The organism is Chromobacterium violaceum ATCC 12472 (assembly GCF_000007705.1).
Lineage (GTDB): Bacteria > Pseudomonadota > Gammaproteobacteria > Burkholderiales > Chromobacteriaceae > Chromobacterium > Chromobacterium violaceum.
Window position 1 is genome coordinate 671,425 of sequence record NC_005085.1, and the last position, 15,686, is coordinate 687,110.

Annotated in this window: 16 protein-coding genes and 1 tRNA gene; 5 read left to right on the forward strand and 12 right to left on the reverse strand. The window is 61.1% G+C overall.

Going from position 1 to position 15,686, the window contains the following annotated elements; translation table 11 throughout:
• Positions 1-693: 693 nt before the first annotated feature.
• From CV_RS03130 to CV_RS23910, 3 genes are read right to left on the reverse strand one after another with little or no spacing between them, the layout of a single operon-like run.
• Complete coding sequence (locus CV_RS03130) at positions 694-3,495, reverse strand: toprim domain-containing protein (protein WP_011134196.1); 2,802 nt, start codon at positions 3,493-3,495, stop codon at positions 694-696.
• Between the two features lie 9 nt (positions 3,496-3,504).
• Positions 3,505-3,831 (reverse strand): DUF1484 family protein, encoded by a 327-nt coding sequence (locus CV_RS03135; protein WP_011134197.1) that lies wholly within the window; start codon positions 3,829-3,831, stop codon positions 3,505-3,507.
• Positions 3,828-4,004, reverse strand: coding sequence for a hypothetical protein (locus CV_RS23910; protein WP_011134198.1), 177 nt, complete (start codon positions 4,002-4,004; stop codon positions 3,828-3,830). Before CV_RS23910 ends, CV_RS03135 begins: the two co-directional genes overlap by 4 nt.
• Positions 4,005-4,401: 397 nt before the next feature.
• Between CV_RS23910 and CV_RS23315 the strand changes: the two genes are divergently transcribed.
• Positions 4,402-4,797, forward strand: coding sequence for a hypothetical protein (locus tag CV_RS23315; RefSeq protein WP_011134199.1), 396 nt, complete (start codon positions 4,402-4,404; stop codon positions 4,795-4,797).
• A 45-nt stretch (positions 4,798-4,842) separates the two neighbouring features.
• On the opposite strand, the gene CV_RS03140 is transcribed toward CV_RS23315, so the two are convergent.
• From CV_RS03140 to rsmI, 8 genes are all read right to left on the reverse strand, one after another.
• Entirely contained in the window at positions 4,843-5,124 is a 282-nt protein-coding gene (locus CV_RS03140; RefSeq protein ID WP_011134200.1) for an ogr/Delta-like zinc finger family protein, read from the reverse strand.
• A 12-nt stretch (positions 5,125-5,136) separates the two neighbouring features.
• Positions 5,137-6,117: a P2 family phage major capsid protein gene (locus CV_RS03145; RefSeq protein WP_011134201.1), complete on the reverse strand. Its 981-nt coding sequence runs from the start codon at positions 6,115-6,117 to the stop codon at positions 5,137-5,139.
• 14 nt (positions 6,118-6,131) lie between these two features.
• Entirely contained in the window at positions 6,132-6,857 is a 726-nt protein-coding gene (locus tag CV_RS03150) for a hypothetical protein (RefSeq protein WP_011134202.1), read from the reverse strand.
• Between the two features lie 30 nt (positions 6,858-6,887).
• Positions 6,888-7,106 (reverse strand): helix-turn-helix transcriptional regulator, encoded by a 219-nt coding sequence (locus CV_RS03155; RefSeq protein ID WP_011134203.1) that lies wholly within the window; start codon positions 7,104-7,106, stop codon positions 6,888-6,890.
• Between the two features lie 634 nt (positions 7,107-7,740).
• Positions 7,741-9,012 carry an HNH endonuclease gene (locus tag CV_RS22675; RefSeq protein ID WP_011134205.1) on the reverse strand — a complete coding sequence of 424 codons (1,272 nt, stop codon included), beginning with the start codon at positions 9,010-9,012 and terminating at the stop codon, positions 7,741-7,743.
• Positions 9,013-9,238: 226 nt separating this feature from the next.
• Positions 9,239-10,432 (reverse strand): tyrosine-type recombinase/integrase, encoded by a 1,194-nt coding sequence (locus tag CV_RS03160; RefSeq protein ID WP_011134206.1) that lies wholly within the window; start codon positions 10,430-10,432, stop codon positions 9,239-9,241.
• A gap of 177 nt (positions 10,433-10,609) precedes the next feature.
• A tRNA-Leu gene (locus CV_RS03165) sits at positions 10,610-10,694 on the reverse strand.
• Positions 10,695-10,752: 58 nt separating this feature from the next.
• On the reverse strand, positions 10,753-11,583 hold the full coding sequence (rsmI, locus tag CV_RS24025) for a 16S rRNA (cytidine(1402)-2'-O)-methyltransferase (protein ID WP_043595381.1): 831 nt from the start codon (positions 11,581-11,583) through the stop codon (positions 10,753-10,755).
• A 60-nt stretch (positions 11,584-11,643) separates the two neighbouring features.
• Here rsmI and CV_RS24030 point away from each other — a divergent pair, with 60 nt between their 5' ends.
• From CV_RS24030 to CV_RS03190, 4 genes are read left to right on the forward strand one after another with little or no spacing between them, the layout of a single operon-like run.
• Complete coding sequence (locus tag CV_RS24030; protein ID WP_011134208.1) at positions 11,644-12,807, forward strand: penicillin-binding protein activator; 1,164 nt, start codon at positions 11,644-11,646, stop codon at positions 12,805-12,807.
• Entirely contained in the window at positions 12,804-13,142 is a 339-nt protein-coding gene (locus tag CV_RS03180) for a YraN family protein (RefSeq protein ID WP_011134209.1), read from the forward strand. Before CV_RS24030 ends, CV_RS03180 begins: the two co-directional genes overlap by 4 nt.
• A 24-nt stretch (positions 13,143-13,166) precedes the next feature.
• The gene (locus CV_RS03185) at positions 13,167-13,757 is read left to right on the forward strand and encodes a phosphoheptose isomerase (RefSeq protein WP_011134210.1); all 591 of its coding nucleotides are present in this window, start codon (positions 13,167-13,169) and stop codon (positions 13,755-13,757) included.
• Position 13,758: 1 nt separating this feature from the next.
• Positions 13,759-14,346 (forward strand): BON domain-containing protein, encoded by a 588-nt coding sequence (locus CV_RS03190; RefSeq protein WP_011134211.1) that lies wholly within the window; start codon positions 13,759-13,761, stop codon positions 14,344-14,346.
• Between the two features lie 68 nt (positions 14,347-14,414).
• Here CV_RS03190 and CV_RS03195 read toward each other — a convergent pair whose 3' ends face one another.
• On the reverse strand, positions 14,415-15,617 hold the full coding sequence (locus CV_RS03195) for a sensor domain-containing phosphodiesterase (protein WP_011134212.1): 1,203 nt from the start codon (positions 15,615-15,617) through the stop codon (positions 14,415-14,417).
• Between the last annotated feature and the right edge of the window lie 69 nt (positions 15,618-15,686).

A 15,686-nucleotide genomic window follows, 5' to 3' on the forward strand; every position in this document is an offset into this window, starting at 1 on the left:
TCATCGTTTCAGTCAAGATTTTTACAATTTTGCGAAGATCATGCCTCTGTGACGGTATTTATAGGGAGGAGAATTCATCCGAAACCGTGGATTGGACTCTAAGTCCTTGTCCTGCAATGGCTTTTCATCCACGGCTTGTCCACCACCTCTCCCCCCGATTCCGTGGATGTTCCAGAAAACTCAATAAAATCAATGCCATGAAGGGAAGGGCGAATCCACCATTTCCACCACACTGGCCGACAAACCCGTGGATTAAATTTTAAGCAGCTGTCCGAAACCGTGGATCGCCCCTGTCTTCCTTTTTCACTGCTTTCCTTCTCTATCTCTTTGTTTTTTATAAAAGAAGAAGAGAAGAAGAGGGGCGAAACCGTAAAACGGCGATGTGGAAGAATCGGGGCAAACCGTGGAAGTGGGAGGCGAAACCGTGGATTTTTGAGGGCAAACCGTGGATGGCTTGTTCTCAACAATCAATGACTTAGGTGTGATGTAGGGGCTAATCCACGGGTTTTTTTCGCATCCTCCCACACCCAATGGCGCGGAAAGCGGCGATTTCCGGCCGTTCTCGCCGGCTTGCGCTTGCCAATGTCATATTTCATATAGGGAAGGGTTTGTTGTTTCGCAGTTTGAGCGGGGCAAAGCGTGACAGCCCACGCAAGGCGGGCTGTCGAGGGGATGGGGCGGGCGGTTTGAGGCTTAGGGCTGGACGTCGGGCGCGGCGTACAAGCCCAGCTTCTCCAGCTGCGCCAGGCTGATGGCGGTCAGATGGCCCTGGCGGCGGCCGTGGATGGTCTTCTCGACGCCATCGGCCAGCACCACCGGGCTTTGCAGCAGCTGATTCTTGAAGATGCGGCCGGTCTTCACCGGCAGCGCGTCGAACTTGGCCCGTAGATGCGGCGCGGTGGAAAGATGGTCCATCACATGGTTCGGCCGGATGAACAGCGCCATTTCGGTGTGGCCATCGGGATGCTTCACCCGGTCCCAGCAGTGCGGGTAGTCATAGCGTCGGGCCTCCAGCTCGGACAGCAGGATTTCCATGATCCAGACCCAGGGCAGGCGGCTGCCGTCGGTGTCCACGATGTGGCTGTTCATTTCTGCCAGCAGGTCTTCGATGAAGCTGCCTTGCTGCGGGTCGAGGTCGGCGAACTCGCACAGCAAGGCCCAGCTGCACAGCAGGGCGGCGTAGTTCTCCATCATCCGCCGCGCGGTGGCGTCGCCGGCCGGGGCGCGGCTGTGCCGCTCGCACACGCCCAGGTAATGGCGATGCAGATCGCGCAGCCGGGCCGGCTCGATGTCGGCGAGGAACTGCAACCACGGCCACAGCGGAAACACCGGCAGATCGTGCGGGATGATCACCCCTTGCCGCTCCTTCGACAGGCTGCTGCGGCATAGCTTGGATTGCAGGCTCTGCGCGTCCACCTCTTCGCCGGCCAGCAGCACCGGCGCGCACATCAGGTAGGGCGTCAGGCTGGCGCCGACGCGGGTGAACTCGAAGCGATAGGTCGATTGCAGCAGCGCGTCGATGTCCGACAGCACCGTCTTCGGCAGCTTGGAGAATTCATCCCAGCCCACCGGCTGCGAGGTGAAGGAGACCGACGCGCGGCGGCGGTGGTCGGTTTTCAGCATCTGCCCGGACAGCACCTGAAACGCCAAGGTGGTTTGCAGGCTCTCCAGCAGCTTGGACTTGCCCGATCCCTTCTCGGCCTGCATCTGGAAATGCGGATAGAAGCCCAGCAGGTTCTTCAGATGGGTGCCCAAGCCCCAGACCAACACGATGGCGGCCGCATTGTCGCGGAAGGTGTCCTGATAGGCTTGAATCACCGTCCGCGCCTGTTGCTGCGTGCCGCGCGGGAAGGTCAGGTTGTAGTACAGGCATTGCTTCTGCGGCTCGACGAAATAGCAGTCTTGTCCCTCCTGCGCCGCCAGCGCGCCGGCCTTCCACGACAGGCCGACGAAGTTGACCACATCGCGCGCGCCCAGGTCGGCCGCCCGCTCCATCAGATTGACCAGCCGTTGGAACTGCGCCGGCTTCCAGATCGCGCCGAATCGCCCCTTCCACCATTCCAGGTTGTACAGCTTGTCGTCGGTGGCCACCTCGCGATGCAACACCGTGCCATGGCGCGCCAGCTGGGCGCTGATGCCGAACACCGTTTCCGGCTGATGGTCGGCCGCGCCGCTGATGGTGGCCAGGTGGCTCTGAATGCGCAGCCGCGACAGGCTGGCCACGCGGAAGGAACACAGATCGCCCAGGGTTTCCGAGCGCTTGCCGTCGTCGTCGGTCTTGAACTCGTCTATGTATTGGGTGAAGTCCTCCTTCACCCGGAAGCGCCAGTACACCGCGAAGTCATGGCCAGGCAGCTGTACCCGCCGCGTCCCCTCCAAACGCTCGCCGCCGCCCGGCATGCCCGGCACCAGCCACGGTTCCAGCTTGCGCAAGCGCGCGGTCAGCTCGTCCTTGCCATGGCGCTGCAGCACATCATTGATGTCCTCGCCTTCGTCCCATTCCTGCATGTCCACCAGCAAATGGCCGATGTCGGCGGCAATCAGCTTTTCCGATAGCCGCCAGGCGGCGGCCAGGCCCGGCCGCAAGCCGGTCGCCGGGTTGACCGGGTCGCTGTGGTCCAGCGCCACCAGCACCCGCTTGCCGCGCAAGGCGGTCCAGTCGATGCTGTCCACATTGCCGACGCCGCGCAGCACCAGCGCAGCCACATCGGATGACGCGCAGCACTCCACCGACAAGGCATTGATCGGACTTTCCACGATCACCACCATCCGCGCCCGCTTCAGCCGCGCCGGATCGCTGCACCAGCCGTGGCCCTCGCGCTCGCCCTGGCATTGCGTCTTCACGCCGCCATTCAAGGCTGGATTGACATAGCGCAGATCCACCGCCGCCAGCCGGCTGCCGCTGCGCACCAGGAAGGCGGCGGCCGGGCCGCCGTGGCCCACTTCGCCGGCCGCCACCTTGGCGCTGTGCCAATCATTCCAGCCCAGCGTCTTGCACTGGATGGCGCGGCGGATCACCGCCTCGTCTATGCCTCGGCCGGCCAGGTAGGCCACGGCGGCATCGGCTTGAGCCAGGCAGCGCTCGGCGATGTAGTCGAGGGTGGACTTGCGCGCCGGCGCGGCCCTTTCCTTCATCGCCGGTTTCGGTTGCGGCATGCCGTACCAGTCGCCCAGCAGCCGCGCGGCCGCCAGCGGGGTGTCCAGCTCCGGCCGGCAATAGCGCAGCAAGTCGATGCAGCTGCCGCCGGCGTCGCCGCTCCAGTCCTTCCAGCCGCGGCCGTCGGCGAAGATCGACAGCGAGGCGCTGCTGTCCGGGTGATGCGGGCTGTGATAGTTGCCCTTGCCCTGGCGCTTCAGGTCCAGCCGGGCCGCCAGGTCGTACAAGTCGATGCTGTCCTTCAACTGGTCGAACCATTGGCCGAGCGCGGTGGACGAACCGCCAGACAAGCCGGGGGCGTCTCGCCCGGTGCGCGGGAGAGGGTTTCTAGCATTCATGGGGGTTCCTTAGAGAATTTGGCCGATTTCGGAGCAGGCGTGGACCACCTGCTGTTGCAGCGGGGCCAGTAGGCCGGCGACGCGATTGGCCGGCAACGGCCGGTCCTCGGCATGGCGCAGCAGATCGAGCAGCCCTTGCAGCGTCTCGCTGGTGCCGGACAAGCGGCAGATGCCGCCGGACACCACGTCTTCGACCGATTCGCACAGGCCGGCCAGCTGAGCCACCGGCTCGCGCAAGGCGGCGTGTTCCGGCTGGGTGGCCAGTTGCTGCAGGAGGATCAGTTCGCGTTGGATGGCGGCGAGGGCCAGCGGGGCGAGAAGGGGCAGGGCGCTCATACGATCACCTCCACGGCGAAACCGGCGGCGGTGCGATGAATCAAGGCGCGTTGCCCCTGGGCGACCAGCAAAGCGGCGAGCGCGCGAGCTTGGGCCTCGTTGGGCAGCGTGGAAACGGGACGGGTAACTTGCGGAAATAGGGCGCGGATGGCGCGCAGGGCGATATGGGGCATGTTGAGCCTCCCTACTGAGCGTTAAGCCCGGTCCTCGTCGCCAAACGAGGGTGGCGGGCGCATGGCAGGGTTGGCGAACCGGCAGTAAGGAACCGGCATACCCGTAGGTATCCCCACCACGGCCCGCCATAGAAAAGGACGCACCAACGGTGTGTGACGGACGTAAAAATAGCCGCAATAGGCGGCTGTCCGCCTTACTGTTCAGGTCGCCAAACCCGGTCGCGCTATTGAACACGACGCGGTAATGGTGCGGCAATCGGATGGGGCTGTCAAGCATGTGATTCACATATTGCGTTTGAGCGGTGCATTTCATCGGGATATAATGGCGCTGGATGGTTTGATTTAGTTTTGCTGTACCCAAGGCCCTGGCAGGGGCCTTTTTATTTTTGGAGCGGTGATGAAAGAATTATTTGGCGATGTGGCATGTCCTAAATGTGGTAAAGCGGGAGGCGTTAAAATCAGGACGAGTCGCCCGATAACTAAAACCTTTGTCGAATACTATTTGCGTTGCAAACATTGCGAAGAAAAAATGAAAGCGGTTTATTCGATTGAAGGGAGTATTTGGCCAAGCAAGCTTTGGGATGAACAAAAAATACGTAGTGAATTTAAACCCTGGCAGGTGGTGGAACATATCGAAGAAATCTATAAGGTTTATGTTGAACGGGCTGGCGAGGCAAAAGCTAATATCGCTAGACTGAAAACTGAGCTGAAAGCCGCCAAGCTCGAAGCTCAACAGGTTGAAGAAACCTATGATTTATTGCTGAGTATCGGCAGTGAATATAAAGCTCAGTGAAACTTGAAGCGTAGAAATGGCCCGCCCTCCAGCGGGCCATTTTCATTACTTCAAGACTCTGTGCTGAATCCGGCCGACTTGTACCGTCAGCGCCGGCGGCGGCGCGGGTTTGGCCAAACTAGACAGTGTGCGCAGCCGCTCGGGCGGAATCTGCGCGCCACCCTTGATCGGCTGGGCCACGGTGCGCGGCTCGCTTTCCATCGTCTTGTACTGGTGGCAGCAGTCGTCGTTGCTGCAGTTGTAGTAAATCTCCTTGGCGGTGGCGGTCAGCATGCGGCTGGTCCGCACTCTCGACACCGCGCCGCACAGCGGGCAGGGAAAGGCCATCTTCGATCTCCTTCAGTCCACGATTTCCACGTCTTCAATCAGCGCGCAGGCGGCCAGGTTCTCGACCACGTAGGCGTCTTCGCTGGAGTGGTAGAACAGCACGCTGTTGATGGCGGGGTCTTCCTGATAGCGGTAGCGCACGGCGTTTTGGTTGAAGTACAGCGACAGGTTGTCCAGGCGGGTAATCAGGATGCTGTCGCCGGGAAAGAAGGCGGCCGTCGCGGCTTGCAGGCCGCCCAGGCGCTGCTTGTGGAACACCAGATCGTCTCCCGGCTCGTTCGACTCGCACACCGCATCCGGCAGCAGGTCAGCGCCCACCAGTGCCACCAACTGCGGATCATCGCGCCAGGCCGGCGCAAGCAGGGTGTTGACCGCATGGCGCACCAGGCGGTGCAGGCTATGGAAACGCTGGCCTTCGCCGACGCGGATGCTTTCCGTGCAGGCTTGTGGCGCTTGCTCGCGGATCTGCTGCAGCCAGCCGACATTGACGTCTTCCAGTTGCGGATATTTGGCCCGGTCGGAGTCTGCGGCGCGCATCAGGCCGCGGAAACCGATCATCACCCGGTCCAGCAAGATGCGGCGCTCCAGCGTCTGCCGCGCGCGGGCTTCGAATAGCGCTTGGTCTTGCGTCTCGCTCATCCAGGCATCCAGCGTCTCGTAATCAAACGCTGCATCGAAGTTGGTCTGTCGGCAGAAGTATTGCGCCGGCTGCCAGATCTTTTGCGCCGGCTGGCGGGGATGGTGGTTGGTGTCCACCGTGGCGGCCAGCGTGCCGGCGATGTCGAAGTTTTGCGAACGGCCTTTGACGTTCGCCACGCCGAGAATGTTGATGGCGGACAGCAGCCGGCTATTGCTCTTCAACGCATTGATGCGGGCCTGCGCCTCCTTCGGTCCAGGGGCCGCATAGTGGCTGTCCTGAGCTTGGTGCGCGTCCATATGGCTGAAGTAGCGGCCGATGAAGTGGTCCAGGGCTTGGCGGGTCGTGTTTTGCATGATGGCGGTCTCGCTTAACGGTTGATCAGGGCTTGGTATTGCTCGTCGCGTTCGGCTTGATAGCGCATGCGGGCGATGGGGTTGTGGTGCTGGCTGGCCGGCGTTGCCAGCGGCGGCAGCGGTTGGCTAAGCAGGGCCAGCAATGCGTCCGGCTCCGCCTGGGGAGCGGTTTGCAGCGCCTGTTGCAGCTCGCCGGGCAGCTGCGCGGCAAAGAATTCTTCGTGATTTCTGCGCAGCTCGGCGCGGCCGAACAGCCGCTCGATGCACGTCTTGGGGGCTTGCTCCAGCAGCAGGGCCAAGACCGGCAGCTGTTGCCCCCATTGGGCGATTTGGTCGTCCAGCACCGCGTCCCAATACTGGCGGCGCAGCGCGTCGCGTTCCTTGACCAGGGTTTGGCGCTGTTCGAACAGCGTCTCCTGCTGCATTTCCGCCAGAATCTTTTCTTCCTCGGCGATCTTCAGCGTTTCCTCGGCCAATTCCAGATTGGCCATTTCCTTGCCTTTCAGCTCGCGCACCGCCTTGGTGGGAATGCCCAAGCTCGAGCGCATCGCCTGGCGGCAATCCTTGCGCGCCTGCTCGGCTTCGCTGCGTAGCGCCTCGGCGGTTTGAACGCGGCGCGCGGCGTTGTCGGCCAGCGATTGCCAGGCGTTCAGGTCTTGCTCGAAAGCGGCCAGGCGTTCCGTCAGGCCGGCCACGGCGAAAGCGACGGTTTCTTGGGTGTGGGGGTTCTGGATATGCATGTTCTGAGTCCGGGTGCGTTGATTGGGGTTTTAGGCGTGGCGCGCCGCGATGCGTCCAGCCATCCAGACATCGATTTCAGACGACAGCCAGGCCACGCTTTTACCGCCCAGCGGCACCGGGGCCGGAAAGCTGCCGCGCTTGATGGCGTCGTACACCGACGAGCGGGACAGGCCGCACGTAGAGATGACTTCCGGCAAGCGCAGAAAGCGCAGCGGCTGGGCGGTGAGCGAAGGGGCATTAGCGGTCATGGGGTTGTCCTTATCGTTTTGTCTGAATAACTGTGGATGCAATCGGACACGCCGATCAGCGAACGCAGTATTTCAGAAATTTCAAATCGAGTTTGGCGGGCTTGTTGTGTGGAATCGCCACACAACAACAAAACTTGAAAAGCCGAAAAAACGCGGATTTGGCTATTGACGACAGGCGAGGAAACGGAAAGCAGCGGGGCGATTTTTGAATAGCTGGACGGTATCGGACCAATATGGACGCAATCGGACATACTCGGCGGCCAATTTAAGCGGGAGAGGAGAGAGAAGGGCGGAAACGTCAGTCAGCCAAAACGGCGACTGCATGCATAGACTGCATGAAAACGCATGAATCAGGGCAGGGGAAAAACAGCGCGCCAGGCCATACGGCAAGGGCCTGGCGCAGGTTCATGCAGGTGCATGATTAGCGGCACATGAAGCGCGGGGGCGAGGCGGGGCTTCGATAGCGCGCGCTGGGGGTAAGTGAGTATTGGCAATGCATGCCGTGGTAGGACGTAACCCAAAGCAGCTGTTTCGGTGTGTTGAAAAAAACAAACTTGTAACGTTAGTCATAGCTGAGGCCAAGAAGCAGCGAGAAGCACAAACGACTCTTTAATTGGATCAAGGGGTTGTAGAATTACAATTTTTCAAGATTAATCTTAAAGTTTATTTCTCTTTCAATGTTTTCAGAGAAGTCGATGAAACTAAATCCATTATTAGAGCAAACATGCTTAAAGCAATTCAAAAAATCACGATACTCTTGATCGTCAATGAAGCAGTGTGTGTCTTTACTAGAAAGCGGAACAATAAAAATATACAGGTAGCATGTAAGTCTAAATTCCCCAACCAGATATGGCAGTGTTGTATTGTCATTATTTCTTAAGTGCAAAGTGATCTCAGGTCGGGTCGTAAAGAATGCAGCGCTATTCAATATCGCCACTTTGGGTAAAATATTCACTTCTTTCTGGTTTTTTATCCATTGAATGGTGTCTTCAAAATTACTTAAGTGCTTTGAATCGATTACGCTTAACGCGAATTTGCATAGGGCTTTGTAAAGATTCTGTATCTTTATCTTATTTCCAGTTTTAAAAGACACATTCTCCGGCATCTCGGCGTTATCATCGCCTGGATTGTTTTGTACGATGGCTATAGATAGATTGCCTTGTTCCGTGTAAGAAATTTCAAAATCTTTTCCTTTCAGTTTTGGAGGGGCGTTGGTTTTGTTTTTTACCCCATATAATGTCCTTGCCATGTCGTGATAATAAATAAAGTCTCTTTCAATGTTTTCATCAAAAAAATCATTGCATCTATCACACTCATCGTTCAGGATTAGGATTTTATTGCCGAGAGCCTCGGAGATCGCATGAGCTTCTTTGTTGAAGGTTATGTCAGGAATTTTATTATAACAAAACCTGCATACTCTATTAGCTTTTAAACCCTCGCCAATCTTTATCTTTTTGCCTTTGTCTAAATCGAAAGTCACTATTTCATAGTTTTCCATCACGCCGCCAAATATAGATTTTAATTCACTTTCGCTGAAATCGTTTTGGCATCCATTCAGGCAATTTAATTCTTTCTCAAGTTCATACTGTTGTGCAGTCGTTAATTCTATGGGTGAGAGGGTAAAGAACCATTCACCAGGGTTTAGTTTATTGAATTGTGAGCCTAGCTGTTGAATCTGAGGTAGCACATTCTTGTATTTTGATATAAATCTCCCCAAATTTTCTTTGAACTCTTCAGTATTCTGATGCTTGTAATCCATTTTTATAGCTTGGCTTTTTTCTTCATACTTCGCACCGAATACCGAAAGAAAATCAATAGCTATCTTGCTGTGCTCTACAGCATAGCCAATATCAATAACTCCTCCTAATTGGTTGGTAGAGAAAAATTGAATTCTAAGGTGCTCCATTGCTTACCTTTCTAAGACGTATAGTTTACGCGTGGGGCTGCGTAACAATTGATAGTGATGACACAAGCAGCGTCGCCAGGAAATCCATTGTATTCATTATTTTGGTATATTAGTTCACGTGCAATAAGATAAATATGCCATTGATGTAGTTGGCAATGTGACTATTTTGGGTGATTTAGGGTAAAGGTCTGCTCTTGGCCGGGTGCGGACATTTTTCTTTACGTTGCTAGTCAATACTGCTTTTTTGATGGCGACCTAAGAATTCAGCCCACCACTGCATCATTTTCCTGCGCTCTTCCAAATATTCCGCTCGATGGTAAGCAGCACGCACTTTGTTGCGCTCTGCATGTGCGAGCTGCTTTTCTATGATATCTGGATCAAAGCCTTCTTCGTTAAGAACTGTTGAAGCCAGAGCACGGAAGCCGTGAGGGGTCGCCGTGCCTTTGTAGCCCATGCGGCCCATGGCATAGCCAAGCGTGTTTTCGGACATGGGCTTCTTGAGGTCTGTCACGGCCGGGAAGAGCAGGGCGCTTTTGCCAGTCAGCGGCCGCAACTCCTTCAGCAGTTCCAGCGCCTGGCGCGATAGCGGTACAAGGTGAGGCTCGCGCATCTTCATGCGCTCGGCCGGGATGCGCCATTCTGCGCGTTCTTCGTCAAACTCTTCCCAGCGCGCGGCGCGTAGTTCGCCTGGGCGAACAAAGGTCAGCATCAGCAGGTGCATGGCAATGCGGGTCGGAATATAGAGCGGTTCGGCCGCCAGGCGCCGGTAGAACTCGCGGAGCTCGCCGCGCGGCAGCGCAGGGCGGTGTTCCACCTTCTTGGCACGTATCGCGCCTGTAAGGTCCGTTGCCGGGTTGTGGACGGCTCGGCCGGTCTGGATGGCATAGCGGATGACGGCGCTGATTCTTTGCAGCACGCGTTGGGCGGTTTCCACTGCGCCGCGTTTTTCTATCTTGCGGATGGTATCCAAGATCACCGGTGCGGTTAGTTGGGAAACCGGCAGCTTGCCTAGGTCGGGGAAGGCGTCAGCCTTGAGGGAGTCGAGGATTCTGACTGCGTGGTCATCGGTCCAGCGTGGCAGCTGTTTGTCGTACCACTCGCGGGCGACAATTTCGAAGGAATTTTCAACGGTGAGCTGCCGCTCGCGCTTCTGCTCTTTCTTGGCTGCGTTGGGGTCGGTTCCTGCTGCCAGCAGTTTTCGCGCAGCTTCACGCTTCTCGCGCGCGTCTTTCAGCGAAGTAGTGGGGTAGACGCCAAAGGCGAGGGTTTTCTGTTTGCCGTCGAAGCGGTAGGCCATGCGCCAGTACTTCGCCCCGTTGGGCATGACCCAAAGAAAGAGGCTGCCGCCGTCTGCCAACTTGGCAGGTTTTCCGTCTTCCCTGGGCTTGGCATTGCGGATGGCGGTGTCGGTGAGCGGCATGTTGGCATTTCCTGCTGTTGGTATCAGCGTGATGGTATCTTCGTACCAATATATATACCAACATTTTGCGCCGGCTTTGCCTGGATGGTGCCGGACGGAAATGGACAACAAAAAACCCGCAAAGCCTTGTGCTGTGCGGGTTTCCTGGTACTTCTCGGACTCTCTCGGAGTTGTCGCTGGTGCCCAGAGTCGGACTCGAACCGACACGCCTTGCGGCGGGGGATTTTGAATCCCCTGCGTCTACCAATTTCGCCATCCGGGCGACATCTGCGAGAGAACGGATATTAACCTTGCGCCCACTGCTTGTAAATAGTTGGCGCTCAGTCTTTCTTCATTTTCAGCGCGTGGTCGTACAGTTGCTTGCGGTTGGCGCCGCTGATCTGCGCGGCCAGCGTGGCCGCCTGCTTGGTGGGCAGTTCGGCGGCCAGGATCTCCAGCACGCGCAGCGCTTCGGCCGGCGGCGCATCGGCGTCCGCCTCCGCGGCGGGGGCGGCGTCTATGATCAGCGCGATCTCGCCGCGCTGCTGGTTGGCGTCGGCTCTCACCCACTCCAGCAGCTCGGCCGCCGGCAGCGCGTGGAAGGTTTCGAAGGTCTTGGTCAGCTCGCGGGCCATCATCACCCGGCGCTCGCCGCCCAGTTCGGCCACGATGTCCTGCAGCGCGTCGACGATGCGGTGCGGCGCTTCGTAGCAGACGGTGAGGTGGGGCGCGGACAGCCACTGCTGCAGCGTCCTGCGGCGTTCGCCGCTCTTGGGCGGCAAAAAGCCGTGGAACAAAAAGGTGGGCGCGGTGAAGCCGCTGGCGGACAGCGCGGCGATCACGGCGCTGGCGCCGGGCAGCGGGCGCACCGGGTGGCCGGCGGCCCGCACCGCCTCCACCAGCCGCGCGCCGGGGTCGGACACCGCGGGGGTGCCGGCATCGGACACCTGCACCACGATCTGGCCTTCGGACAGCCAGCGCGCCACCTGTTCCGCCATGCCGCGCTCGTTGTGTTCGCGCAGGCTGACCAGCCGCTTGGCGCGGATGCCGTAGGCGGACAAGAGCTGGCCGGTGACGCGGGTGTCCTCGGCGCAGACCACGTCCGCCGCCTCGAACGATGCCAGCGCGCGGGCGCTGATGTCGGCCAGATTTCCAATGGGCGTGGCCACCACATATAATGTCCCGCTACAGAAACTATCCCTGGCGGCATCGATAAGGTGGGCGAACGAGGTATGCAAAGACTGACTCCGCTGTTGTTGGTTGGCGTCTTGCTGACGTGGTTGACGCCGGTCGCGGCGCAAACCCCCGACTATATCATTCAAAGCAACGGCGCGCCGATGCGCGCGCTGGTGCAGCCGCCCGGCTATACGCCGAGACTGGCGCCGGCGACGGCGGCCGCCGTCCCGGCCGCGCCTGCGGCCAGGGCCGATCTGCCGGCATCCGGCGCATTGGCGGCGAAACCGGCGGCCGCCCGGCCCAAGGTGAGAATCGGCGTGATCCTGCCGGCGGAATCGTCGGCGCTGGGCGAGGCGGCGGCCGTGGTGCGCAGCGGCGTCGAGGCCGCGGCCCAGGTGGATCAGAGCGCCGAGCTCTACAGCGTGGATGCCACCGGCGACAACGTGGTGGAGCGCTACCGCGCGGCGGTGGCGGACGGCGTCAACGTGGTGATCGGCCCGCTGTCGCGCGACTCCATCGTCAAGCTGGCGCCGTCGGTGACGGTGCCGACGCTGGCGCTGAACTCCGTCGGCCGCGAGGCGGCGGCCAATCCCAAGCTGTATTCGCTGTCGCTGATCGTCGAGGGCGAGGCCCGCCAGCTGGCGCGGCTGATGCGCGACGACAGCCGCGCCGCGCCGTTGCTGGTGGTCGGTGGCGACGCGCTGTCGCAGCGGCTGGGCAAGGCCTTCGCCGACGAGTGGCGCGCGGCGGCCGGCAAGCCGGTGCGGCAGATGGCTTTCGACGCCAACGACATGGCCCCGCTGCTGCAGGCGGCCGGCCAGGCCGACGCGGTCGCGCTGGCGCTGGACGTGGCGCAGGCGGCCAGGCTGAAGTCCGCGCTGACGCCCGATGTGCCGGTGTACGGCACTTCGCAGCTGAACGTCGGCGGCATGCAGCCGGAACTGGCCGGCGTGCGCTTCATCGACATGCCGTGGTTCCTGATGCCCGCCCATCCAGCGGTGCAGCGCTATCCGCGGCCGGCCGCGCCGCTGACCAGGCAGACCGAGCGCCTGTACGCGCTGGGCATCGACGCCTACCGGCTGGCTGTGCAGCTGGCGGGCAGCCGGTCAGGCGCGGCGGTGAGGCTGGACGGCGTCACCGGCGACCTGAAACTGGGCCGCGACCGCGCGTTCGAGCGCCAGCTGCCGGCCGGCGTGATGGGCGGCAACGCGCTGCAATGAACCAGGCCGGGCGCGACGCCGAGGACCGCGCGCTGGCGCTGCTGGAAAAGCGCGGCCTGAAGCTGGTGGCGCGCAACTGGCACTGCCGGGGCGGCGAGATCGACCTGATCATGCGCGACGGCGACGCGCTGGTGTTCGTCGAGGTGCGCCATCGCGGCGGCAGCCGTTTCGGCGGCGCGGCCGACAGCATCACCGCGGCCAAGCAAAGGAAACTGCTGCTGGCCGCGGAAGTCTATCTAAGCAGCCACAACATCGACTCGCCCTGCCGCTTCGACGCGGTGGTCAGCGTCGGCGGCGACGCGCCGCAGTGGCTGAAGAATGTGATCACGCAGTAATTGTTGAGAAAAGGGGATTCCCCAATGGATCTGATTGACCGGGTCAACGGCCATTTCCTGGAAAGCATCGCGGCCAAGCAGGAGGCGATGGAGCTGCTGTCGCCCGGCGTGGCGGCGGCGGCCGAGCGGATGGTGGCCTGCCTGATGAACGAGGGCAAGATTCTGGCCTGCGGCAATGGCGGGTCCGCCGCCGACGCCCAGCATTTCGCCGCCGAGATGGTGGGCCGTTTCGAGAAGGAGCGGCCGGGCCTGGCGGCGATTTCGCTGGCCACCGACACTTCGGGGCTGACCGCCATCGGCAACGACTACGATTTCGACATGGTGTTCTCCAAGCAGGTGCGGGCGCTGGGCCATACCAACGACCTGCTGCTGGCGATCTCCACCTCGGGCAATTCCGCCAACGTGATCGAGGCGGTCTATGCCGCGCACGAGCGGGGCATGAGCGTGATCGCGCTCACCGGCAAGGACGGCGGCAAGATGACTGAAATACTGTCGCCGGAAGATATACACCTGAACGTGCCGTCGCTGCGCACCTGCCGGATCCAGGAAGTCCATATCCTGCTGATCCACGCGCTGTGCGACGCCATCGACTGCATGCTGTTGGGAGGGGAATGAAATGAAGCGTAGCGTATTCGCGTTGTTGCTGGCGGCGGGCGTCGCCAGCGCCTTGAGCGGCTGCGTCGGCCTGGTGGCCGCGGGCGCCGCAGGCGGCGCGCTGGTGGCGTCGGACCGCCGCACCAGCGGCGCCTATGTCGACGACCAGGCGATCGAGCTGAAATCCGGCGAGCAGATCGCCAGCCGGCTGCCGTCGGCCCACGTCAACCGCACCAGCTTCAACCGCGCGGTGCTGCTGACCGGCGAGGTGCCGAACGAGGAGGCCCGCCAGCAGGCGGAGCTGATCGTGCGCGGCCTGCCCAATGTGCGCCGCGTGTACAACTACACCACGGTGGGTCCGGTGTCCGGCTTCTCCGAGCGCAGCAACGACACCTGGATCACCAGCAAGGTGCGTACCCGGCTGCTGGACGGCAAAGGCGTGAACCCGAACAACATCAAGGTGGTGACCGAGCGCGGCGTGGTCTACCTGCTGGGCCTGGTGACCCAGGGCGAGGGCGCCGAGGCGGCCCGCGTGGTCAGCGAGACCGCAGGCGTGCAGAAGGTGGTGACGCTGTTCGAGTACATCCAGGATGTGACGCCGGCGCAATAGGCGCGGCAAGCAAAAGCGGCCCTTTCGGGCCGCTTGTGTTTTGGGCACCCTACCGAGCGGGCAAAGCGTCAGATGGTGTCGTGCTGCGGCACCAGCAGGTCGGCGCACAGCACGTGCAGGCACTCGTCGATCTCGATGGCCATCGACATCGTCACGCAGGAGCGCGGGTCGGTCATCGACAGATAGGGCTCGCTCATGTACAGCACGCCGGGCTGGTCCACCGCGTGCTGGAAATAGCTGCGGCGCGACCACACCGCGCCGGTGGTGTCGGCCAGCGGGCTGTAGCGCGGGTCGGCGCTGGTCGACGACTGGCGGCTGTTGAGGTTGCGGCCGATCTGCCGGCCCTCGCTGTCCAGCAGGAAGCAGCGGATCACGTCCGGCAGCGACAGCATGGGCTTGGCCGCCAGGTCGAACGGCGTGCCCTGCATCAGCGAGATCGCGCTTTGGACGAAGCATTGCCGCGCCAGCTCGATCTGGCGGCGGGTGAGCTTGCGCTTGAGCAGCGCGTGCGCCATCAGCTCGTCCCAGCGCTCGTCCAGCTTCGGCGTGATCGTCTCGTCGCCGGCCGGGTCGTCGGCCGGCTTGGCGATGAAAAAGCCCTGGATCAGGTCGCAGCCGGAATCCATCGCCACCAGCACGTCGCGCTCGGTTTCTATCCCTTCCACCACCACCAGCGCACCGATTTCGTGCATCAGCCGCACCAGCCTGGACAGCAGGCCGCGGCTGCGCGGCTGGGTGAGGGCGTTGCGCAGCAGCTGGCGGTCGAACTTGACCAGGCTGGGTTCCAGCTGGCACACCCGCTCCAGATTGGAGTGGCCGACGCCGAAGTCGTCTATCGCGATCATGAAGCCGTTGTTCTTAAGGATATGAACGCCCTCGATCAGCGCCTCGTCCACCTCCAGCACGTGCTCCAGCACTTCCAGCACCACCTGGTGCGGCTCCAGGCCGGCCTGGCGGATGTGGTTGACCAGCGCCATCGCGCGGTCCGGGCGCGACAGCGAGGCGGCGTCGATGTTGAGGAACAGCCAGCGCGGGTGGTCGGACTTCAGCTGCAGGTAGCGCTGGATGTGGGCGCGGCAGATGGCCAGGTCGAGCTGGTGGCGCTGCTCGGGCGAAGCGGCGGTGTAGAAGGCTTCGGCGGGGGAGAGCGCGGTCTGGCCCTGTTCGGCGCGCAGCAACGCCTCCACGCCTATGCTGCGCCGGTGCGCCAGGCTGTAGACGGGCTGGAAGTGGCTGCCGATTTTCAGGCCGGCGTGCTCGAATGCTGTCATCGCGATACTGCCTCCGTGTCCAAGATGCGGGCTCTGTCGGCCCTTGTCCGCTGCTGAAGCAATCGGCAT

Excerpts from the sequence above, each read along its gene's own strand:
- CV_RS03130 (WP_011134196.1), bottom strand. The coding sequence starts at position 3,495 with ATGAATGCTAGAAACCCTCTCCCGCGCACCGGGCGAGACGCCCCCGGC.
- CV_RS03135 (WP_011134197.1), bottom strand. The coding sequence starts at position 3,831 with ATGAGCGCCCTGCCCCTTCTCGCCCCGCTGGCCCTCGCCGCCATCCAA.
- CV_RS23910 (WP_011134198.1), bottom strand. The coding sequence starts at position 4,004 with ATGCCCCATATCGCCCTGCGCGCCATCCGCGCCCTATTTCCGCAAGTT.
- CV_RS23315 (WP_011134199.1), top strand. The coding sequence starts at position 4,402 with ATGAAAGAATTATTTGGCGATGTGGCATGTCCTAAATGTGGTAAAGCG.
- CV_RS03140 (WP_011134200.1), bottom strand. The coding sequence starts at position 5,124 with ATGGCCTTTCCCTGCCCGCTGTGCGGCGCGGTGTCGAGAGTGCGGACC.
- CV_RS03145 (WP_011134201.1), bottom strand. The coding sequence starts at position 6,117 with ATGCAAAACACGACCCGCCAAGCCCTGGACCACTTCATCGGCCGCTAC.
- CV_RS03150 (WP_011134202.1), bottom strand. The coding sequence starts at position 6,857 with ATGCATATCCAGAACCCCCACACCCAAGAAACCGTCGCTTTCGCCGTG.
- CV_RS03155 (WP_011134203.1), bottom strand. The coding sequence starts at position 7,106 with ATGACCGCTAATGCCCCTTCGCTCACCGCCCAGCCGCTGCGCTTTCTG.
- CV_RS22675 (WP_011134205.1), bottom strand. The coding sequence starts at position 9,012 with ATGGAGCACCTTAGAATTCAATTTTTCTCTACCAACCAATTAGGAGGA.
- CV_RS03160 (WP_011134206.1), bottom strand. The coding sequence starts at position 10,432 with ATGCCGCTCACCGACACCGCCATCCGCAATGCCAAGCCCAGGGAAGAC.
- CV_RS24030 (WP_011134208.1), top strand. The coding sequence starts at position 11,644 with ATGCAAAGACTGACTCCGCTGTTGTTGGTTGGCGTCTTGCTGACGTGG.
- CV_RS03180 (WP_011134209.1), top strand. The coding sequence starts at position 12,804 with ATGAACCAGGCCGGGCGCGACGCCGAGGACCGCGCGCTGGCGCTGCTG.
- CV_RS03185 (WP_011134210.1), top strand. The coding sequence starts at position 13,167 with ATGGATCTGATTGACCGGGTCAACGGCCATTTCCTGGAAAGCATCGCG.
- CV_RS03190 (WP_011134211.1), top strand. The coding sequence starts at position 13,759 with ATGAAGCGTAGCGTATTCGCGTTGTTGCTGGCGGCGGGCGTCGCCAGC.
- CV_RS03195 (WP_011134212.1), bottom strand. The coding sequence starts at position 15,617 with ATGACAGCATTCGAGCACGCCGGCCTGAAAATCGGCAGCCACTTCCAG.